Annotated in this window: 30 protein-coding genes; 1 reads left to right on the top strand and 29 read right to left on the bottom strand. The window is 64.1% G+C overall.

Annotated features, from left to right (window positions below):
• Positions 1–81: 81 nt before the first annotated feature.
• From rpsK to rpsJ, 28 genes are all read right to left on the bottom strand, one after another.
• Positions 82–483, bottom strand: coding sequence for a 30S ribosomal protein S11 (rpsK, locus tag WFH44_RS05420; RefSeq protein ID WP_005267760.1), 402 nt, complete (start codon positions 481–483; stop codon positions 82–84).
• Positions 484–528: 45 nt separating this feature from the next.
• On the bottom strand, positions 529–903 hold the full coding sequence (gene rpsM, locus WFH44_RS05415) for a 30S ribosomal protein S13 (protein WP_336712321.1): 375 nt from the start codon (positions 901–903) through the stop codon (positions 529–531).
• Positions 904–1,057: 154 nt separating this feature from the next.
• Positions 1,058–1,171 carry a 50S ribosomal protein L36 gene (gene rpmJ, locus WFH44_RS05410; RefSeq protein WP_005267758.1) on the bottom strand — a complete coding sequence of 38 codons (114 nt, stop codon included), beginning with the start codon at positions 1,169–1,171 and terminating at the stop codon, positions 1,058–1,060.
• Between the two features lie 75 nt (positions 1,172–1,246).
• Complete coding sequence (infA, locus tag WFH44_RS05405; protein WP_005267757.1) at positions 1,247–1,468, bottom strand: translation initiation factor IF-1; 222 nt, start codon at positions 1,466–1,468, stop codon at positions 1,247–1,249.
• A 162-nt stretch (positions 1,469–1,630) separates the two neighbouring features.
• The gene (locus tag WFH44_RS05400) at positions 1,631–2,632 is read right to left on the bottom strand and encodes a P1 family peptidase (RefSeq protein WP_336712320.1); all 1,002 of its coding nucleotides are present in this window, start codon (positions 2,630–2,632) and stop codon (positions 1,631–1,633) included.
• A gap of 41 nt (positions 2,633–2,673) precedes the next feature.
• Positions 2,674–3,501 carry a type I methionyl aminopeptidase gene (map, locus tag WFH44_RS05395; protein ID WP_336712319.1) on the bottom strand — a complete coding sequence of 276 codons (828 nt, stop codon included), beginning with the start codon at positions 3,499–3,501 and terminating at the stop codon, positions 2,674–2,676.
• 80 nt (positions 3,502–3,581) lie between these two features.
• Complete coding sequence (locus WFH44_RS05390) at positions 3,582–4,157, bottom strand: adenylate kinase (protein ID WP_336712317.1); 576 nt, start codon at positions 4,155–4,157, stop codon at positions 3,582–3,584.
• Positions 4,154–5,467: a preprotein translocase subunit SecY gene (gene secY / locus WFH44_RS05385; protein ID WP_336712316.1), complete on the bottom strand. Its 1,314-nt coding sequence runs from the start codon at positions 5,465–5,467 to the stop codon at positions 4,154–4,156. The genes WFH44_RS05390 and secY overlap by 4 nt, the downstream gene beginning before the upstream one ends.
• 191 nt (positions 5,468–5,658) lie before the next feature.
• A complete protein-coding gene (gene rplO, locus WFH44_RS05380) occupies positions 5,659–6,111 on the bottom strand; it encodes a 50S ribosomal protein L15 (protein ID WP_264795269.1) in 453 nt (150 codons plus the stop codon).
• A 2-nt stretch (positions 6,112–6,113) separates the two neighbouring features.
• Positions 6,114–6,329, bottom strand: a complete 216-nt coding sequence (gene rpmD / locus WFH44_RS05375) for a 50S ribosomal protein L30 (RefSeq protein ID WP_262105789.1) — start codon at positions 6,327–6,329, stop codon at positions 6,114–6,116.
• Between the two features lie 2 nt (positions 6,330–6,331).
• Entirely contained in the window at positions 6,332–7,042 is a 711-nt protein-coding gene (rpsE, locus tag WFH44_RS05370) for a 30S ribosomal protein S5 (protein ID WP_442892871.1), read from the bottom strand.
• The gene (gene rplR, locus WFH44_RS05365) at positions 7,039–7,410 is read right to left on the bottom strand and encodes a 50S ribosomal protein L18 (protein ID WP_336712313.1); all 372 of its coding nucleotides are present in this window, start codon (positions 7,408–7,410) and stop codon (positions 7,039–7,041) included. Before rplR ends, rpsE begins: the two co-directional genes overlap by 4 nt.
• A gap of 2 nt (positions 7,411–7,412) precedes the next feature.
• Positions 7,413–7,949 carry a 50S ribosomal protein L6 gene (rplF, locus tag WFH44_RS05360; RefSeq protein WP_336712312.1) on the bottom strand — a complete coding sequence of 179 codons (537 nt, stop codon included), beginning with the start codon at positions 7,947–7,949 and terminating at the stop codon, positions 7,413–7,415.
• Positions 7,950–7,967: 18 nt separating this feature from the next.
• Positions 7,968–8,366, bottom strand: coding sequence for a 30S ribosomal protein S8 (gene rpsH / locus WFH44_RS05355; protein WP_262105793.1), 399 nt, complete (start codon positions 8,364–8,366; stop codon positions 7,968–7,970).
• 61 nt (positions 8,367–8,427) lie between these two features.
• Positions 8,428–8,997, bottom strand: coding sequence for a 50S ribosomal protein L5 (gene rplE, locus WFH44_RS05350; RefSeq protein WP_336712311.1), 570 nt, complete (start codon positions 8,995–8,997; stop codon positions 8,428–8,430).
• Positions 8,997–9,362 (bottom strand): 50S ribosomal protein L24, encoded by a 366-nt coding sequence (gene rplX / locus WFH44_RS05345; protein ID WP_264795590.1) that lies wholly within the window; start codon positions 9,360–9,362, stop codon positions 8,997–8,999. The genes rplE and rplX overlap by 1 nt, the downstream gene beginning before the upstream one ends.
• A 3-nt stretch (positions 9,363–9,365) precedes the next feature.
• The gene (rplN, locus tag WFH44_RS05340; protein ID WP_005267743.1) at positions 9,366–9,734 is read right to left on the bottom strand and encodes a 50S ribosomal protein L14; all 369 of its coding nucleotides are present in this window, start codon (positions 9,732–9,734) and stop codon (positions 9,366–9,368) included.
• Positions 9,735–10,118: 384 nt separating this feature from the next.
• Complete coding sequence (gene rpsQ, locus WFH44_RS05335) at positions 10,119–10,409, bottom strand: 30S ribosomal protein S17 (RefSeq protein ID WP_043845659.1); 291 nt, start codon at positions 10,407–10,409, stop codon at positions 10,119–10,121.
• Entirely contained in the window at positions 10,406–10,735 is a 330-nt protein-coding gene (rpmC, locus tag WFH44_RS05330; RefSeq protein WP_275116372.1) for a 50S ribosomal protein L29, read from the bottom strand. Before rpmC ends, rpsQ begins: the two co-directional genes overlap by 4 nt.
• Positions 10,736–10,737: 2 nt before the next feature.
• Positions 10,738–11,154: a 50S ribosomal protein L16 gene (rplP, locus tag WFH44_RS05325; protein ID WP_262105798.1), complete on the bottom strand. Its 417-nt coding sequence runs from the start codon at positions 11,152–11,154 to the stop codon at positions 10,738–10,740.
• Positions 11,155–11,982 carry a 30S ribosomal protein S3 gene (gene rpsC / locus WFH44_RS05320; protein WP_262105799.1) on the bottom strand — a complete coding sequence of 276 codons (828 nt, stop codon included), beginning with the start codon at positions 11,980–11,982 and terminating at the stop codon, positions 11,155–11,157.
• Positions 11,983–12,348, bottom strand: coding sequence for a 50S ribosomal protein L22 (gene rplV, locus WFH44_RS05315; protein WP_005267738.1), 366 nt, complete (start codon positions 12,346–12,348; stop codon positions 11,983–11,985). It lies immediately after the preceding gene.
• Positions 12,349–12,387: 39 nt separating this feature from the next.
• Entirely contained in the window at positions 12,388–12,669 is a 282-nt protein-coding gene (rpsS, locus tag WFH44_RS05310; protein WP_262105800.1) for a 30S ribosomal protein S19, read from the bottom strand.
• A 12-nt stretch (positions 12,670–12,681) separates the two neighbouring features.
• A complete protein-coding gene (rplB, locus tag WFH44_RS05305) occupies positions 12,682–13,521 on the bottom strand; it encodes a 50S ribosomal protein L2 (RefSeq protein ID WP_264795593.1) in 840 nt (279 codons plus the stop codon).
• 30 nt (positions 13,522–13,551) lie between these two features.
• A complete protein-coding gene (gene rplW / locus WFH44_RS05300) occupies positions 13,552–13,857 on the bottom strand; it encodes a 50S ribosomal protein L23 (RefSeq protein ID WP_139005744.1) in 306 nt (101 codons plus the stop codon).
• Positions 13,854–14,456: a 50S ribosomal protein L4 gene (rplD, locus tag WFH44_RS05295; protein WP_336712310.1), complete on the bottom strand. Its 603-nt coding sequence runs from the start codon at positions 14,454–14,456 to the stop codon at positions 13,854–13,856. The genes rplW and rplD overlap by 4 nt, the downstream gene beginning before the upstream one ends.
• 4 nt (positions 14,457–14,460) lie before the next feature.
• Positions 14,461–15,114: a 50S ribosomal protein L3 gene (rplC, locus tag WFH44_RS05290; protein ID WP_264795595.1), complete on the bottom strand. Its 654-nt coding sequence runs from the start codon at positions 15,112–15,114 to the stop codon at positions 14,461–14,463.
• A gap of 16 nt (positions 15,115–15,130) precedes the next feature.
• Entirely contained in the window at positions 15,131–15,439 is a 309-nt protein-coding gene (rpsJ, locus tag WFH44_RS05285) for a 30S ribosomal protein S10 (RefSeq protein ID WP_003803825.1), read from the bottom strand.
• 534 nt (positions 15,440–15,973) lie between these two features.
• Here rpsJ and WFH44_RS05280 point away from each other — a divergent pair.
• Positions 15,974–17,446 (top strand): glycoside hydrolase family 1 protein, encoded by a 1,473-nt coding sequence (locus WFH44_RS05280; protein WP_336712308.1) that lies wholly within the window; start codon positions 15,974–15,976, stop codon positions 17,444–17,446.
• Positions 17,447–17,476: 30 nt separating this feature from the next.
• On the opposite strand, the gene WFH44_RS05275 is transcribed toward WFH44_RS05280, so the two are convergent.
• Positions 17,477–17,617: a hypothetical protein gene (locus WFH44_RS05275; protein WP_336712306.1), complete on the bottom strand. Its 141-nt coding sequence runs from the start codon at positions 17,615–17,617 to the stop codon at positions 17,477–17,479.
• Positions 17,618–17,645 lie beyond the last annotated feature (28 nt).

The raw sequence follows: 17,645 nt of genomic DNA, 5'->3' as shown, positions 1-17,645 counted from the left end.
CCGGAAGTGGCCCCTTCGGCCGCTGCCCGGATCCCCGCGAGGGAACCCGGCCAGCGGCCGAGGGAACGACGAAACGGCTAATTAGACGCGGCGGCGCTTCGGGGGACGGCATCCGTTGTGGGCGCTGGGGGTGACGTCCTGGATGGAGCCGACCTCGAGGCCAGCGGCCTGCAGCGAGCGGATGGCGGTTTCGCGTCCGGAGCCCGGGCCCTTCACGAAGACGTCGACCTTCTTCAGGCCGTGCTCCTGGGCACGCTTTGCAGCGGACTCAGCAGCCATCTGCGCGGCGAACGGGGTGGACTTGCGGGAGCCCTTGAAGCCAACCTCGCCGGCCGAAGCCCAGGAGATGACCGCACCGGTCGGGTCCGTGATGGACACGATGGTGTTGTTGAAGGTGCTCTTGATGTGCGCCTGTCCGAGCGCAATATTCTTCTTATCCTTGCGACGCGGCTTACGCACCGCTCCACGAGTCTTGGGGGGCATGTATTTCTCCTACAAAGGTTGTTTGGTAGCTAGAGGGCCAGCTGTTTAGCGGGTCTTCTTCTTGCCGGCGACGGTGCGCTTCGGGCCCTTGCGGGTACGAGCGTTGGTCTTGGTGCGCTGTCCGCGGACGGGCAGGCCACGGCGGTGGCGGAGGCCTTCGTAGCTGCCGATCTCGACCTTGCGGCGGATGTCGGCGGCGACCTCGCGGCGGAGGTCACCTTCTACCTTGTAGTTGCCCTCGATGAAGTCACGCAGCTGCACGAGCTCCGCGTCGGTGAGGTCCTTTACGCGGGTGTCCGGGTTGATCCCGGTCTCCGCGATGGTCTGCTCTGCACGGGTCTTACCCACGCCGTAGATGTAAGTCAGGGCGATGATTACCCGCTTTTCGCGGGGAATATCTACGCCAGCGAGACGAGCCATATTGGCGGTTCTCCTTGTTGTATCCGGAGGTCTGAAACAGCACCGTCCCTGTTGTCCAGGTCCCCGGCCTCCGTACCGGGGGTGTGCAGGTTACCCTGCGGTGCTGCCTTATTGAGTTACTACGCGCGGGAGCGCCCCTGCCGAAGCAGGGAGCTTAGCCCTGGCGCTGCTTGTGGCGCGGGTTCTCACAGATCACGATGACGTTACCCTTGCGACGAATCACCTGGCACTTGTCACAAATCCGCTTGACGCTCGGCTGGACCTTCATGGTTTTCCTTTGCGTTATTTGCAGTTGTTGCTTGCGTAACTACCTCGGCCCGCAGTTGCCCGCGGGAATCGGTCTTTACTTGTAGCGGTAGACGATACGGCCCCGCGAGAGGTCGTACGGGCTGAGTTCCACTACTACCCGGTCCTCGGGGAGGATCCGGATGTAGTGCTGACGCATCTTTCCTGAGATGTGAGCAAGCACAACGTGTCCGTTAGTCAGCTCAACGCGGAACATCGCGTTGGGCAGAGCTTCCTGCACAGTGCCTTCAATCTCAATGACACCGTCTTTCTTAGCCATATCCTCCGCTAACGTCAGTAACCACCACAGTGTGGGGCTGGAATTTTTGGGTTTGTTCGCCTCGAAGCCTTCGACGAAAGCCGCCGTTTCCGGCGGTTTCGGACCCGGAACTGGGCACGAAAACAGAGACAACCAACAGACAACTCTACCCCAGAGGGTCGTTTAAGTTAAATCCGGATGCTTTGCAAGTACGACGGCGGGTGTCTCCACTGCTTCGGCACTCGCCACCGCGTCCGCTATGGCCAGGCGCACCGCCTCGGCCGCGAGGACCTGCAGGTCCATCCGCGGATCGCTGTCCGTTCCGGGAACGAGCTCGCGCCGGCACGTCGCCAGGGCGAAGACGACGTCGCCGTCGGCCAGGGTGTGCGAGGGACTCAGCGCGCGGGCCAGTCCGGCGTGCGCGGCCGACGCAGTCCGCTTGGCCTGCGCGGGATCCAGCACCGCGTTCGTGGCGACCACGCACAGTGTCGTGTTGAGCGGACCGGCCTGCGGCGGACCTGGTTCGGACGGCGTCCGGTCCGGGGCCGCCGTCCCGGGTACGCCCGCCCGCGCCTGTGCCCCGGTAGCTCCCGCGCGCGACACAACTTCCGGGGCGCCGGCGGCGTTGACCACCGCGAGGGCACCCACCACGATGTCCGCGTTGTCGCCGTCCATCCGCAGCGAGGCCGTCCCCACTCCCCCTTTGAAACGGCGCCGGTCCACGGCCGCGCCGGTCCCGGCGCCGACGTTGCCCCGCCGCACCGCAGCGAACTCCCGAGAGGCGCCCGCGGCCGCTGCGGCGTCGTACCCCATCTGTTCCGTGGGCCGGGCCATCACGTCCCCGCCCCGGCCCAGATCGTAGATCGCCGCCGCCGGAACGATAGGAACCACGGCCTCGCGCGTGCGGAAGCCCCGGCCCTGCTCCTCGCACCAGCGCTGGGCGCCGTGCGCCGCGATCAGACCGAACGTGCTCCCGCCGGCCAGCACCACCGCGTCGACCTCCGGCACCAGCGTCGTCGGATCCAGCGCGTCCGTCTCATGCGTGGCCGGCCCTCCCCCGCGCACATCCACGGACCCGATTGTCGCGGGCGGCGGCAGCACCACCGTCACGCCCGTCAGCCAGCCGTCGCCGATCCGCTCGACCTGGCCCACCCGGATCCCCGGCACGTCCGTTATGGATGACATGGCCTCATCCTGCCACGTGTCCACGCGACACGGCGCCGGGCTCAGTCGAGGGCGACGGGGGTGACGCCGAGCGGGGCGAGCTTGGCGACGCCGCCGTCCTCCGCGGTGAGCACCCAGATGCCGCGCTCGTGCACGGCGACGGTGTGCTCCCACTGGCAGGAGCGGGAGCCGTCGGTGGTGACGACGGTCCAGTCGTCGTCGAGGGTCTTCGTCTCGATGTCGCCGCGGACCAGCATGGGTTCGATGGCGAGGCACAGTCCGGGGCGGATCTTCGGGCCGCGGTGCTTGGTGCGGTAGTTGAGCACGTCCGGGGCCTGGTGCATGGCGGTGCCGATGCCGTGCCCGACGTAGTCTTCGAGGATGCCCAGCGGCTTGCCGGGGACGCTGCTGACGTAGTCGTCGATGGCGTTCCCGATGTCGCCGACCCGGGACCCGTTGGCCAGGGCGGCGATACCGCGCCACATGGCCTCTTCGGTGATGTCAGAGAGGCGCTGGTCCTCCGGGTCCGCCGTGCCGACGATCACGCCGCGGGCCGAGTCCCCGTGCCAGCCGTCGATGCTGCAGCCGCCGTCGATGGAAAGGATGTCGCCGTCCTCCAGGACCTTGCCGCCCGGGATGCCGTGGACGACTTCCTCGTTCACGGAGACGCAGACCGTCGCCGGGAAGCCGTGGTAGCCCTTGAAGTTGCTCTTGGCTCCTTCGGCGTCGAGCACAGCTTCGAAGGCGGCGTCGATGTCCGCGGTGGTGGCGCCGACGACGGCGGCTGCCTGGGCGGCGTCGAGGGCGCGGCTGACCACGAGGCCGGCTTTGCGCATCCGGCGGATCTGCTCGGTGGTCTTGTATTCGATGCTGGGCTGGCCGAATGCCATGTGCTGGATTCCTTCTGTTCCTGCTAAGGCCGCAGGCCCTGTCCGGACGAACAGGGCCTGCGGTTAAGGTTGATGCCTGGTTAGGCGGTGACGCTCTTGAGCGCGTCCATGATGCGGTCGGTGACCTCGTCGATCGGCCCGATGCCGTCCACCTTGGTCAGGATGCCGCGTTCGGCGTACCGGGCCACGACGGCCTCGGTCTGCTCGTGGTAGAGGTCCAGGCGGTGCCGGATGACCGTCTCGTTGTCATCGGCGCGGCCTTCGAGCTCCGCGCGGCTGAGGAGGCGCTTGACCAGTTCCTCGTCGTCGGCGGTCAGCTGCAGGACCACGTCCAGCGAGTCCTCGCTGTCCGCCAGGATGCTGTCCAGCTCCTCCACCTGCGCGGTGGTGCGCGGGTAACCGTCGAGCAGGAAGCCCGGCTCGACGTCGTCCTGCTTCAGGCGGTCGCGCACCATGTTGTTGGTGACGCTGTCCGGGACGAAGTCTCCCTTGTCGATGTACTTCTTGGCCTCGATGCCCAGCGGGGTCTCTTCCTTGACGTTGGCGCGGAAGATGTCACCGGTGGAAATGGCGACGATGCCCAGCCGCTCGGAAATGCGGGAGGCCTGGGTTCCCTTGCCCGAACCGGGCGGGCCAATAATGAGCATCTTCGTCATCGCAATAGTCCTTCGTAGTGGCGTTGCTGTAGCTGGGCATTGATCTGCTTGACCGTCTCAAGACCCACACCCACCATGATGAGGATCGAGGTTCCGCCAAACGGGAAGTTCTGGTTCGCGTTGATCAGCACCAGTGCGATCAGCGGAATCAGGGCCACGAGGCCGAGGTAGAGGGCACCCGGCAGCGTGATCCGGGCAAGCACGTAGGAGAGGTACTCCTCCGTGGGGCGGCCGGCGCGGATGCCCGGGATGAAGCCGCCGTACTTCTTCATGTTGTCCGCCGTCTCCTGCGGGTTGAACGTGATGGAGACGTAGAAGTAGGTGAAGAAGACGATCAGCAGGAAGTAGACCACCATGTAGAGCGGATGGTCCCCGCTGACCAAGTAGGTGTTGATCCAGTTGACCCATTCCGGCGGCGCCGTGGTGCCGTCCCTGGGCGTGTTGAACTGCGCCAGCAGTGTGGGCAGGTAGAGCATCGACGACGCGAAGATCACCGGGATGACGCCGGCCATGTTGACCTTGATCGGGATGTAGGTGCTGGTGCCGCCGACAGTGCGGCGGCCGACCATGCGCTTGGCGTACTGCACCGGGATGCGCCGCTGCGACTGCTCCACGAAGATGACGGCGGCGACCACGAACAGGCCGATGATGATCACGCCGATGAAGATGTTCACGCCCTGGGCGCGGAGGATCTCACCGAGCGAGGACGGGAAGCCGGCGGCGATCGAGATGAAGATCAGGATCGACATGCCGTTGCCGACGCCCTTCTCGGTCACCAGCTCGCCCATCCACATGATCAGGCCGGTACCGGCAGTCAGGGTGATGATGAGCAGGATGATCGTGACAAGGTTGTCGTCCGGGATGATCGGCACCGGGCAGTTGCCCAGCAGGGTGCCGCTGCGGGCCAGCGAGATCAGCGTGGTCGCGTTCAGCAGGCCGAGGGCGATGGTCAGGTAGCGCGTGTACTGGGTCAGCTTGGACTGGCCCTGCGCGCCTTCCTGGTGCAGTTCCTGGAACCGCGGGATCACCACGCGCAGCAGCTGCACGATGATGCTCGCCGTAATGTACGGCATGATGCCCAGGGCGAAGATGGACACCTGCAGCAGCGCGCCGCCGCTGAAGAGGTTCACGAACTGGTAGAGACCGCCCGTGGTGTTGCCCAACGCCAAACATTGCTGAACGTTGCCGTAATCAACACCGGGGGCCGGGATGAAGGCACCCATGCGGTAGATGGTGATGATACCGAGCGTGAACAACAACTTGCGTCGCAGGTCAGGCGTCCGGAATACCCGGCCAATTGCGCTAAGCAAGCGTCCTCCTGAAAGTCATTCGATGCCGCCGAGCGGCATTACACAAGAACCGAGTCTATCGGTTCAGCATGGACCGGCTGAACTCGGGCCGGTGAATACGGGCTTTTAACGAAAAGAAACTCTTGGTGGCCGGCTTGGACCGGCCACCAAGAGTTTACTCATGGGCTGTGGATGACCACTAGCGTCGGAATCTAGAGCTCCGTGGTGGAGCCGCCGGCGGCAGCGATCTTCTCAGCGGCACTGGCGGAGAAGGCGTGAGCCTTCACATCGACCTTGACGGTGATGTCGCCGGTGCCCAGAACCTTTACAGGCTGGTTCTTGCGGACTGCGCCCTTGGCCGCCAGTGTCTCCACGGTGACCTCGCCGCCCTCGGGGAACAGCTCGTTGAGCTTGTCCAGGTTCACGACCTGGAATTCCACCTTGAACGGGTTCTTGAAACCGCGCAGCTTCGGCAGGCGCATGTGCAGCGGCAGCTGGCCACCGGCAAAGCCTGCCTTGACCTGGTAACGGGCCTTGGTGCCCTTGGTACCACGGCCAGCGGTCTTACCCTTGGAGCCTTCACCACGACCAACACGGGTCTTGGCGGTCTTGGCACCAGGGGCAGGACGCAGGTGGTGGACCTTCAGAGTCTTCTCTTCTGCCATTCCTACTTCGCCTCCTCAACCTTTACCAGGTGAGAAACAGTGTTGACCATGCCCACGGTCACGGCGTCGGCGTTGCGGACAACGGTGTGTCCGATCCGCTTCAGGCCCAGTGAACGCAGCGTGTCGCGCTGATTCTGCTTGCCGCCAATGACGGACTTGATCTGGGTGATTTCCAACTGTCCTTCGGACGGAGTCAGATTCTTCGGGGTCGTCTGCATGATTAGACACCTGCCTTCTGCTGGAGGCTGCGGAGCAGCACCGGCGGAACGACCTCGTCCATGGGCAGCCCGCGGCGGGCAGCCACGGCCTGCGGCTCTTCGAGGCGACGCAGTGCATCCACAGTGGCGTGGACGATGTTGATCGCGTTGGAGGAGCCGAGCGACTTCGACAGCACGTCGTGGACACCGGCGCACTCGAGTACGGCGCGGACCGGGCCACCGGCGATAACACCGGTACCTGCTGCTGCCGGACGGAGCATGACGACGCCTGCGGCTGCCTCACCCTGAACGCGGTGCGGGACGGTGCCGGCCACGATCGGAACGCGGAAGAAGGACTTCTTGGCCTCTTCCACGCCCTTGGCGATAGCGGCCGGAACTTCCTTGGCCTTGCCGTAGCCGACACCGACCAGGCCGTTGCCGTCGCCGACAACTACCAGAGCGGTGAAGCTGAAGCGGCGTCCGCCCTTGACGACCTTGGCGACGCGGTTGATGGTCACAACGCGCTCAAGGTACTTGTCCTTCTCGGCGTCGCGGGCGTTGTCGCGGCCACCACGGCCGCCACGGTCCCCACGTCCGCCGCGGTCGCTGCGCTCTCCACGACGGCCGCCGCGGCGGTCATCCTGGGTCGAAGCCTTCTCTGCGGCGCCTGCGGTCGCGGTGGTCTCAGTTGCTTCAGTCACCTGAGTTTCCTTTTCGTTATTCTCAGCGGTCACAGTGCCAGCCCACCTTCGCGTGCGCCGTCGGCCACTGCCGCGATGCGACCGTGGTAACGGTTACCGCCGCGGTCGAACACTACGGCCTCGACACCGGCAGCCTTGGCACGCTCGGCGACGAGCTCGCCGACGCGCTTGGACTTGGCGGTCTTGTCGCCGTCGAACGAACGCAGGTCGGCTTCCATGGTGGAAGCCGAAGCTACGGTGATGCCCTTGCTGTCGTCGACAACCTGGACGAACACGTGGCGCGCGGAGCGGTTGACCACCAGGCGCGGACGGGCCGCGCTGCCGGTGATGCGCTTACGGACGCGCAGGTGGCGGCGGCCGCGTGCGGCAGACTTGCTCTTACCCTTAATTCCGATAGCCATGATTACTTACCAGCCTTTCCGACCTTGCGGCGGATCTGCTCGCCAGCGTAACGGATGCCCTTGCCCTTGTAGGGGTCCGGCTTCCGCAGCTTGCGGATGTTGGCAGCAACCTCGCCGACCTGCTGCTTGTTGATTCCCGATACAGAGAGCTTGGTCGGACCCTCTACTGCAAAGGTGATGCCCTCGGGAGCCTTGACGGGGACCGGGTGGCTGTAGCCGAGGGCGAACTCGAGGTCCGATCCCTTGGCCTGCACGCGGTAACCGGTGCCGACGATTTCCAGGCTCTTCTTGTAGCCCTCGGTCACACCGATGATCATGTTGCTGATCAGGGTGCGGGTCAGGCCGTGGAGGGAGCGGGATTCGCGCTCGTCGTTCGGGCGGGTAACGGTCAGGGTGCTGTCCTCCAGGGAAACCTGGATCGGGGAAGCGACCGTGTGGGTCAACTCGCCCTTGGAGCCCTTGACGAAAACAACGTTGCCGTCAACCTTGACCTCGACGCCGGAGGGAACGGTGATGGGGAGACGTCCAATACGTGACATTATTCTCTTTCCTTCCCGTTACCAGACGTAGGCGAGGACTTCGCCGCCCACGCCCTTCTTGCCGGCCTGACGATCAGTCATCAGTCCGGAAGAGGTGGACAGGATAGCGATGCCCAGGCCACCCAGCACGTGCGGCAGGTTGGTGGACTTTGCGTAAACGCGCAGACCGGGCTTGGAGATACGGCGGACGCCGGCAAGCGAACGCTCGCGGTTGGGACCGAACTTGAGGTCGATGGTCAGCTTCTTGCCAACCTCAGCCTCTTCTTCCTTCCAGCCGGCGATGTAGCCTTCGGCCTTCAGGATGTCGGCAACGCGTGCCTTCAGCTTGCTGTACGGCATGGACACAGTCTCGTGGTATGCCGAGTTTGCATTGCGCAGACGAGTCAGCATGTCTGCGACAGGATCTGTCATTGTCATGGTGGGCTCTAGCCCTTCCCCGTAACGGTTTCCGTCGGTACGGACCTGTTACGTAGTTGGTTTAGTCTTCGGTCTGGAACGGGAAGCCCAGCGCCTTGAGCAGCGCGCGGCCTTCCGCGTCGGTCTTGGCGGTGGTGACTACGGTGATGTCCATACCGCGTACACGGTCAATCTTGTCCTGATTGATCTCGTGGAACATGGACTGTTCGGTCAGACCGAAGGTGTAGTTGCCGTTGCCGTCGAACTGCTTGCCGTTGAGGCCGCGGAAGTCGCGGATACGGGGCAGGGCGAGGGTGACCAGGCGGTCGATGAATTCCCACATGCGGTCGCCGCGCAGCGTAGCGTGCGCACCGATCGGCATGCCTTCGCGCAGCTTGAACTGTGCGATGGACTTGCGGGCCTTGGTGACCTGCGGCTTCTGGCCGGTGATCTGGGTCAGATCGCGGACGGCGCCGTCGATGAGCTTGGAGTCCTTGGCGGCATCTCCAACACCCATGTTGACGACAACCTTGACCAGGCCGGGGACCTGCATCACGTTGGCGTAGTTGAACTCGTCCTGCAGGGCCTTCTTGATCTCGCTGGCGTAGCGAGTCTTCAGACGGGGGACGATCTTCGTGACAGTCTCAGTCATTAGAGGTCCTTCCCGGAGCCCTTGGCAACGCGGACGCGCACGGTGCGCTCCCGGCCATTGCGCTCGACGGTTTCGGTGCGGTAGCCAACACGGGTCGGCTTCTTCGTTTCGGGATCGACAACGGCCACGTTGGAGATGTGGATCGGGGCCTCGACAGTCTCGATGCCGCCGGTCTTCGTGCCGCGCTGCGACTGGCCGACCTTGGTGTGCTTGGTGACGCGGTTGACGCCTTCAACCAGCACGCGGTTGGTCTCCGTGTAAACCTTCAGGACCTTGCCCTGCTTGCCGCGGTCGCCGCCGCGGTCCTGCTTGGCACCGGTGATGACCTGGACCAGGTCACCCTTCTTGATCTTGAACTTAGCCATGGGTTAGAGCACCTCCGGAGCAAGCGAGATGATCTTCATGAACTTCTTGTCGCGAAGCTCACGGCCCACCGGGCCGAAGATACGGGTACCGCGGGGGTCGCCGTCGTTCTTCAGGATCACTGCAGCGTTCTCATCGAACTTAATGTAGGAACCGTCCGCGCGGCGGCGTTCCTTCTTGGTGCGAACGATGACAGCCTTAACGACGTCACCCTTCTTGACGTTGCCGCCGGGAATTGCATCCTTGACGGTGGCAACGATAACGTCGCCAATGCCTGCGTAGCGACGTCCCGATCCACCGAGAACGCGGATGGTCAGGATTTCCTTGGCACCCGTGTTGTCGGCGACCTTTAGTCGCGACTCCTGCTGAATCACTTATAACTCCTGTCGTCGCGCCGGTTCTCATGAAAATGAGCCTTGCGGAACGGATATGGGATACCCCGCACCGTGCTCCCCCTGCCCGCGCGTGAGCGCAAAGCCGAAGGCGGTTGCGGGAATTTGCCTATTCTGTCCATGCGGAAAGGTGGATAGTCTTCCCAAACGGCACAGGCAAGATTACTAGTTTATTACCAAGACACCCCGGACGCGAAATTCAGCTGAATCTGCGGCCAGGGGCTCGTACTTTTCAAGGGGATCGCTCCCCTTCAAACCCATCCCCGGACAGCTCGCCGGCTGCTGCCGGAACGTGACCGAGGCGGGAAACCTAAGGGGTCGGACCCGCCCGCCGTGCGGGCGGGTCCGACCTGCAGGAACCAGGTCCTACTTAGCCTTTTCGATGATCTCGACCAGGCGCCACCGCTTGGTGGCGGAGAGCGGACGAGTCTCGGCCAGCAGAACCAGGTCGCCGATGCCGGCGGAGTTCTGCTCGTCATGGGCCTTCACCTTGGTGTTGCGGCGCATGACCTTGCCGTAGAGGGCGTGCTTCTTGCGGTCTTCGATGTCGACGACGATGGTCTTGTCCATCTTGTCGGAGACCACGTAACCGCGGGCGGTCTTCCGGTTGCCGCGAGCCTGTGCTGCTTCAGTCACAGATGCTTCCTTCTCACTCATTTGGCATCATCCTCGGCGGCCGGGGTCTCGGCGGCTTCCGCGGACTCGGCCTTCTTGGACTTCTTTGCCTTCTTCTCAGCCGGAGCTTCCTGGGAAGCTACAACCTCGGGCCGGATACCCAGCTCGCGCTCACGCAGCACCGTGTAGATGCGGGCGATGTCGCGCTTGACGGCGCGCAGGCGACCATGGTTTTCCAGCTGACCGGTGGCGGACTGGAAACGGAGGTTGAACAGCTCCTCCTTGGACTTGCGCAGCTCCTCGACGAGACGGTCCTTGTCGAAAGTCTCGAGCTGATCGGTTGCGAGTTCCTTCGAACCAACTGCCATTTCTATTCACCACCTTCGCGACGCACGATGCGTGCCTTCAACGGCAGCTTGTGGATCGCCAGGCGAAGGGCCTCGCGAGCTACCTCTTCATTGACACCGGAGAGTTCGAACAGAACCCGTCCCGGCTTGACGTTGGCTACCCACCACTCCGGCGAACCCTTACCGGAACCCATACGGGTTTCGGCCGGCTTCTTGGTCAGCGGACGGTCCGGATAAATGTTGATCCAGACCTTGCCGCCACGCTTGATGTGGCGGGTCATGGCGATACGGGCCGCTTCGATCTGGCGGTTGGTGACGTACGCAGGCGTCAGAGCCTGGATACCCCACTCGCCGAAGCTGACCTGGGTGCCGCCGGTAGCGTTGCCCGTGCGGGACGGGTGGTGCTGCTTGCGGTGCTTGACTCGACGTGGGATAAGCATTTAAGCCTCTCCTCCTTCTGCAGCCGGAGCGGCTGCTTCCGCAGCGGGAGCCTCGGCCTTGGGGGCCTCGGCAGCTGCAGAGCGGTCAGTACGACGGCGGCGGTCACCACGGTCAGCCGGGCCACGGCCCGGACGGTCGCCACGGCCGCGCGAGGACGGAGCGGCGGCCTGCTGGGCAGCCAGTTCCTTCGCGGTCACGTCGCCCTTGTAGATCCAGACCTTCACGCCGATGCGGCCGAAGGTGGTCTTGGCCTCGAAGAAGCCGAAGTCGATGTTCGCGCGCAGGGTGTGCAGGGGCACACGGCCTTCGCGGTAGAACTCCGACCGGCTCATTTCGGCGCCGCCCAGACGGCCGGAGCACTGGACACGGATGCCCTTGGCGCCGGCGCGGGTTGCGGACTGCATGGCCTTCTTCATCGCGCGGCGGAAGGCCACGCGGGAAGTCAGCTGCTCGGCGATGCCCTGGGCAACCAGCTGTGCTTCGATCTCGGGGTTCTTGACCTCGAGGATGTTCAGCTGGACCTGCTTGCCGGTCAGCTTCTCCAGCTCGCCGCGGATGCGGTCTGCTTCGGCGCCGCGGCGGCCGATCACAATGCCCGGACGGGCAGTGTGAATGTCCACGCGAACGCGGTCACGGGTGCGCTCGATTTCAACCTTGGCGATACCTGCACGCTCCATGCCGGTGGACATGAGCTGGCGGATCTTGACGTCCTCGCGGACGAAGTCCTTGTAGCGCTGGCCGGCCTTGTTGCTGTCAGCGAACCAGTGGGAGACGTGGTCGGTGGTGATACCGAGGCGGAATCCGTGCGGGTTTACTTTCTGTCCCACTTACTGGTCCTCCTCTTTCTCCGGGGTAGCGACAACAACCGTGATGTGGCTGGTCCGCTTCTTGATGCGGTACGCGCGGCCCTGGGCCCGCGGCTGGAACCGCTTCATCGTCGGGCCCTCATCGACAAAGGCCTCGCTGATGTAGAGGTCGCTCTCATCGAAGGCAACGCCGTCACGGTCCGCGAGAACGCGGGCGTTGGCGACTGCCGATGCGAGTACCTTCGAAACCGGCTCCGAAGCTGCCTGCGGGGCAAACTTCAGAATTGCCAGAGCCTCATTCGCCTGCTTGCCACGAACAAGGTTGACGACGCGCCGGGCCTTCATAGGCGTTACGCGGATGTGGCGCGCAATAGCCTTGGCTTCCATTGCTTTCCTTCTCTCGTCTTCTGCCGTACGAGCCAGCGCCTAGCGGCGCTTGCCCTTACGGTCGTCCTTCACATGGCCGCGGAAAGTCCGCGTCGGGGCGAATTCGCCGAGCTTGTGCCCGACCATCGACTCGGTGACAAACACCGGAATGTGCTTGCGTCCGTCGTGTACGGCGATCGTGTGCCCGAGCATGTCGGGGATGATCATCGAACGGCGGGACCACGTCTTGATGACGTTCTTGGTGCCCTTTTCGTTCTCTGCAGCGACCTTCACGAAGAGGTGCTGATCGACGAAGGGGCCTTTCTTCAGGCTGCGTGGCATGTTCCCAGGCTCCTATCGCTTGTTCTTGCCAGTACGACGGCGACGCACAATGAGCTTGTCGCTTTCCTTGTTGGGGCGGCGGGTACGGCCCTCGGGCTTACCGTTCGGGTTGACCGGGTGGCGACCACCGGAGGTCTTGCCCTCGCCACCACCGTGCGGGTGGTCGATCGGGTTCATGGCCACACCACGCACGGTCGGGCGGATGCCCTTCCAGCGCAGACGGCCGGCCTTGCCCCAGTTGATGTTGGACTGCTCGGCGTTGCCGACCTCGCCGATGGTTGCGCGGCAGCGCACGTCGACGTTGCGGATTTCGCCGGAGGGCAGACGGAGCTGGCCGTACTTGCCTTCCTTGGCGACGAGCTGGACCGAAGCGCCGGCGGAGCGGGCCATCTTGGCGCCGCCGCCCGGACGCAGTTCAACTGCGTGGATAACGGTACCCACCGGGATGTTGCGCAGCGGCAGGTTGTTGCCGGGCTTGATGTCGGCGCCGGCTCCGGCTTCGACAACGTCGCCCTGCTTCAGCTTGGCCGGGGCCAGGATGTAGCGCTTGGTGCCATCAACGTAGTGCAGCAGTGCGATGCGGGCGGTGCGGTTGGGATCGTATTCGATCTCGGCAACCTTGGCCGGAACGCCGTCCTTGTCGTGGCGACGGAAGTCGATCAGACGGTACTGGCGCTTGTGGCCGCCACCCTTGTGGCGGGTCGTGATCTTACCGGAGTTGTTGCGGCCGCCCGTCTTGGACAGGGGGCGGACCAGCGACTTTTCCGGAGTCGACCGCGTGATTTCAGCGAAGTCGGCTACGCTCGAGCCACGGCGGCCCGGGGTAGTCGGCTTGTATTTACGGATTCCCATAATTTATTTCCTCGTTAAAGTGGTCTCCGCTTAGGAAAGCGGACCGCCGAAGATGTCGATTGTGCCTTCCTTCAGGGTGACAATCGCGCGCTTGGTGTTCTTGCGCTGTCCCCATCCGAAACGGGTGCGCTTGCGCTTCCCGGCACGGTTGATGGTGTTGATCGAGTCGACCTTGACGGAGAAGATCTTCTCCACGGCCAGCTTGATCTCGGTCTTGTTCGAGCGCGGGTCGACCAGGAAGGTGTACTTACCTTCGTCGATCAGGCCGTAGCTCTTTTCCGAAACGACGGGTGCAATGACGACGTCGCGGGGGTCCTTAGCGGTGGTCGCGCTCACTTGGCGTCCTCCTTGTTCACAAATGCCTCGTAGGCAGCCTGGGTGAAGACCACGTCGTCGGAAACGAGCACGTCGTAGGTGTTCAGCTGATCCACGTAAATGGTGTGAACTTCCTCGATGTTGCGCAGGCTCAGGGCCGCCACATCGTTGGCACGCTCGATAACGACAAGCAGGTTCTTGCGGTCGGTAACCGAACGCAGTGCCTCGATGGCGCCCTTGGTGGACGGCTTCTCGCCGGACACCACTGCGTCGAGGACGTGGATACGACCGTTGCGGGCCCGATCCGACAGGGCGCCGCGCAGGGCAGCAGCCTTCATCTTCTTCGGGGTGCGCTGGCTGTAATCGCGCGGGGTCGGACCGTGGACAACGCCACCGCCGGTCATGTGAGGCGCACGGATCGAACCCTGGCGGGCGCGGCCGGTGCCCTTCTGCTTGAACGGCTTGCGGCCTGCACCGGAAACCTCGGCGCGGGTCTTGGTCTTGTGGGTTCCCTGGCGGGCAGCAGCGAGCTGGGCGACGACGACCTGGTGCAGCAGCGGCACGTTGGTCTGGACGTCGAAGATCTCTGCCGGCAGGTCAACCTTTACAGTGTTAGCCATTGGACTAGGCTCCCTTCACAGCGGAACGGACGAGAACGACCGACCCGCGGGCACCGGGGACGGCACCCTTGATCAAGAGCAGCGACTTCTCGGTGTCAACAGCGTGAACGGTCAGGTTCAGCGTGGTGTGGCGGACGGCGCCCATGCGGCCGGCCATGCGCAGACCCTTGAAGACGCGGCCCGGAGTGGAGGCGCCACCAATGGAACCCGGCTTGCGGTGGTTCTTGTGGGCACCGTGGGAAGCGCCGACACCGGAGAAACCGTGGCGCTTCATGACACCGGCGAAACCCTTACCCTTGGAGGTTCCGACGACGTCGATCTTCTGACCGGCTTCGAAGGTCTCCACGGAGAGTTCCTGGCCGAGCTCGTAGGACTCGGCGTCCGAGGTGCGCAGCTCAACGAGGTGGCGGCGGGGGGTGACACCGGCCTTCTCAAAGTGTCCGGCCAGCGGCTTGGACACCTTGCGGGGGTCGATCTGGCCGTAGCCGATCTGGACGGCGGTGTAACCGTCAGCATCTGCATTGCGCAGCTGAGTGACGACGTTGGAGTCGGCCTGGACGACGGTAACCGGCACAAGGCGGTTGTTCTCATCCCAAACCTGGGTCATACCGAGCTTGGTGCCCAGCAGTCCCTTTACCTGGCGTGTAGTGGTAGACATAGTAATCCGCACTCCCCTACAGCTTGATTTCGATGTTCACGTCTGCAGGCAGGTCAAGACGCATGAGCGAGTCAACGGCCTTCGGCGTGGGGTCAATAATGTCGATCAGGCGCTTGTGAGTACGCATTTCAAAGTGCTCACGGCTGTCCTTGTACTTGTGCGGCGAACGAATAACGCAGTACACGTTCTTCTCGGTGGGCAGCGGCACGGGGCCGACTACCGTTGCGCCTGCACGCGTGACCGTCTCAACGATCTTCCGTGCTGAAACATCAATGACCTCATGGTCATATGACTTCAGACGGATGCGGATTTTCTGTCCCGCCATGGCGTCTCCGCTCTCTTTCTCAGTGCTGCTCTGTTAATTTCCAGTTCTGCGCCCCCGGAAGGCCCGCACGGGCTTACCTGGCGCGCCTCCAACAGGCTGAATCCGGAAATTTCCGGGTTCCTCACCCTGCCGAGGCTCCGACCCCCGCGCTCGGGCGTGTCGCATGCATTCTGCATAGCTTCGCCCGGCAAGATTGGGGTGGGTTATATTTGGGCTCCTCGCTTCATGGAACCTGACCCTGCACCGGGCATTATCCCGGTCGGGACGCGGTCGCGCATGAAGACACACGGAAGCGCTTGAACAACTCATCTAGTGTGGCAGATATCGTCACGAAACGCGAATCGAGGGCCCGGTGCCGCGGTTTCCCATCCTTGCGGCTAGAATCCGGCAACATTGTCGCGGTTGTCGCGCGTACATCGGCCTGAAGGCCGGCAAGGGTTCCTGTGGATGGGACCGTGACTAGTCTAACCCGAGGTGAGATGCTGCTTGCTACCGGCCAGCGTGCGCCGGTCCAGTGAGCGCAAGGACCAGTCGATGGGCATCTCACCCGAAAGCCTGGCGGCCATGATTCCGCCGGAGTTCACGCTCGGGGTCGCCACGGCGGCCTTCCAAATCGAAGGCGCGCTGGCAGAGGACGGCCGCGGGCCCTCCGGCTGGGACGCTTTTGCCTCGGAACCTGGCCGCATCGTGAACGGCGACACCGCCGATGCCGCCTGCGACCACTACCACCGGATGGTCGAGGACGTGGGGCTCATCCATGCGCTCGGCGTCGACTCCTACCGGTTTTCCCTCTCCTGGCCGCGGATCCAACCGGATGGGCGCGGCCCTGCCAATCCCGCCGGCGTCGGCTTCTACGACCGGCTGCTCGACGAACTCCTCGAACGCGGCATTTCTCCGATGTGCACGCTCTACCATTGGGACACACCGCTGCCGCTCGAGGGGGCCGGCGGCTGGCTGAACCGCGAGACCGCCTACCGGCTGGCGGACTTCGCGGAGATTGCCGCGTCCGCCTTCGGCGACCGGGTGCACCGCTGGGTCACGATCAACGAACCGACGACCGTCGCACTGAACGGCTACGGGCTCGGCATCCACGCGCCGGGCCATGCCGGACTCTTCGACGCCGTGCCGGCCGCGCACCACCTGGTGCTCGCCCACGGGCTGAGCCTGCAGGCGCTGCGCGGCGCGAACGTGCCCGGAGAGATCGGCATCACGAACGTCTACTCCCCCGTGGTTGCCGCACGCGGCGGCTTCATCAACGCCCGGCTGGTCGAACTGTTCGACATCCTGCACAACGGCATGTTCTCGGACCCGGTCCTGCTCGGCCGCTACTCCGATTTCAACCCGTTGCTGACGCCGTTCCTCCACTACCTGACCGAGGTCAGCGCCGAGGACCTGGCGATCATGTCCCGGCCCCTGGACTTCTACGGGCTGAACTACTACTTCCCCACCAGGATCGCTCCCGGGCCCGGACCGAGCACCGGGCCGGACGCCATTGCGGAGGGGCTGCCGGAGCACACGCTCGACGACAGTGCCAACCTACCCTTCCACTTCACCGGCTGGGCCCAGTATGAGCGCACCGGATTCGGCTGGCCTGTGGCTCCCGATTACCTCGCTGTCGCCCTCACCGAAATGGCCCGGCGCTACCCCGGGCTCCCGCCGGTGTTCATCACCGAGGGCGGCGCGAGTTTCCATGACGTCGTGGTTCGGGACGCCCTCACCGGCGAGCCCCACATTGCCGACGTCCAGCGCATCAATTACCTTGCCGACCATCTGGCGTCGGCTATCGGCGCGACGTCGCCCGGCGGGCCTGCCGAAGCCATCGACCTGCGCGGCTACTATGTGTGGACGCTGATGGACAATTTCGAATGGGCGGCCGGCTACAGCCAGCGGTTCGGCCTGGTCTATGTCGACTTCGAGTCGCAGCAGCGGATCCCGAAGTCCTCCTACCGGTGGCTGCAGGACGTTACGTCGCTGCGGGCCGAAGACCTGAGTGTCGGCTCCCGCTGACCTCAGCGGTGCCGGGCTTGGGTGCCCGTGTTACTGCTTGTCGTAGTTATTGGCCCGGCGGATCCGCTTGGCCCGTTCGATCTCGTGCCGGAAATAGCGCCGGCCCCACATCACCGCGCTGGCGACGGCGACGACTACGCCGATGACAATCCAGAATACGATCCACTCCATGCTCCGATCCTACTGCCGTCCCGGCTCC

The organism is Arthrobacter sp. USHLN218, assembly GCF_037144715.1.
GTDB lineage: Bacteria > Actinomycetota > Actinomycetes > Actinomycetales > Micrococcaceae > Crystallibacter.
The sequence above is the reverse complement of the archived record's forward strand: the minus strand, read 5'-3'. Positions and strand labels throughout refer to the sequence as shown.

Excerpts from the sequence above, each read along its gene's own strand:
- rpsK (WP_005267760.1), bottom strand. The coding sequence starts at position 483 with ATGCCCCCCAAGACTCGTGGAGCGGTGCGTAAGCCGCGTCGCAAGGAT.
- rpsM (WP_336712321.1), bottom strand. The coding sequence starts at position 903 with ATGGCTCGTCTCGCTGGCGTAGATATTCCCCGCGAAAAGCGGGTAATC.
- rpmJ (WP_005267758.1), bottom strand. The coding sequence starts at position 1,171 with ATGAAGGTCCAGCCGAGCGTCAAGCGGATTTGTGACAAGTGCCAGGTG.
- infA (WP_005267757.1), bottom strand. The coding sequence starts at position 1,468 with ATGGCTAAGAAAGACGGTGTCATTGAGATTGAAGGCACTGTGCAGGAA.
- WFH44_RS05400 (WP_336712320.1), bottom strand. The coding sequence starts at position 2,632 with ATGTCATCCATAACGGACGTGCCGGGGATCCGGGTGGGCCAGGTCGAG.
- map (WP_336712319.1), bottom strand. The coding sequence starts at position 3,501 with ATGGCATTCGGCCAGCCCAGCATCGAATACAAGACCACCGAGCAGATC.
- WFH44_RS05390 (WP_336712317.1), bottom strand. The coding sequence starts at position 4,157 with ATGACGAAGATGCTCATTATTGGCCCGCCCGGTTCGGGCAAGGGAACC.
- rplO (WP_264795269.1), bottom strand. The coding sequence starts at position 6,111 with ATGGCAGAAGAGAAGACTCTGAAGGTCCACCACCTGCGTCCTGCCCCT.
- rpmD (WP_262105789.1), bottom strand. The coding sequence starts at position 6,329 with ATGCAGACGACCCCGAAGAATCTGACTCCGTCCGAAGGACAGTTGGAA.
- rplR (WP_336712313.1), bottom strand. The coding sequence starts at position 7,410 with ATGGCTATCGGAATTAAGGGTAAGAGCAAGTCTGCCGCACGCGGCCGC.
- rplF (WP_336712312.1), bottom strand. The coding sequence starts at position 7,949 with ATGTCACGTATTGGACGTCTCCCCATCACCGTTCCCTCCGGCGTCGAG.
- rpsH (WP_262105793.1), bottom strand. The coding sequence starts at position 8,366 with ATGACAATGACAGATCCTGTCGCAGACATGCTGACTCGTCTGCGCAAT.
- rplE (WP_336712311.1), bottom strand. The coding sequence starts at position 8,997 with ATGACTGAGACTGTCACGAAGATCGTCCCCCGTCTGAAGACTCGCTAC.
- rplX (WP_264795590.1), bottom strand. The coding sequence starts at position 9,362 with ATGGCTAAGTTCAAGATCAAGAAGGGTGACCTGGTCCAGGTCATCACC.
- rpsQ (WP_043845659.1), bottom strand. The coding sequence starts at position 10,409 with ATGAGTGAGAAGGAAGCATCTGTGACTGAAGCAGCACAGGCTCGCGGC.
- rpmC (WP_275116372.1), bottom strand. The coding sequence starts at position 10,735 with ATGGCAGTTGGTTCGAAGGAACTCGCAACCGATCAGCTCGAGACTTTC.
- rplP (WP_262105798.1), bottom strand. The coding sequence starts at position 11,154 with ATGCTTATCCCACGTCGAGTCAAGCACCGCAAGCAGCACCACCCGTCC.
- rplV (WP_005267738.1), bottom strand. The coding sequence starts at position 12,348 with ATGGAAGCCAAGGCTATTGCGCGCCACATCCGCGTAACGCCTATGAAG.
- rpsS (WP_262105800.1), bottom strand. The coding sequence starts at position 12,669 with ATGCCACGCAGCCTGAAGAAAGGCCCCTTCGTCGATCAGCACCTCTTC.
- rplB (WP_264795593.1), bottom strand. The coding sequence starts at position 13,521 with ATGGGAATCCGTAAATACAAGCCGACTACCCCGGGCCGCCGTGGCTCG.
- rplD (WP_336712310.1), bottom strand. The coding sequence starts at position 14,456 with ATGGCTAACACTGTAAAGGTTGACCTGCCGGCAGAGATCTTCGACGTC.
- rplC (WP_264795595.1), bottom strand. The coding sequence starts at position 15,114 with ATGTCTACCACTACACGCCAGGTAAAGGGACTGCTGGGCACCAAGCTC.
- rpsJ (WP_003803825.1), bottom strand. The coding sequence starts at position 15,439 with ATGGCGGGACAGAAAATCCGCATCCGTCTGAAGTCATATGACCATGAG.
- WFH44_RS05280 (WP_336712308.1), top strand. The coding sequence starts at position 15,974 with ATGGGCATCTCACCCGAAAGCCTGGCGGCCATGATTCCGCCGGAGTTC.
- WFH44_RS05275 (WP_336712306.1), bottom strand. The coding sequence starts at position 17,617 with ATGGAGTGGATCGTATTCTGGATTGTCATCGGCGTAGTCGTCGCCGTC.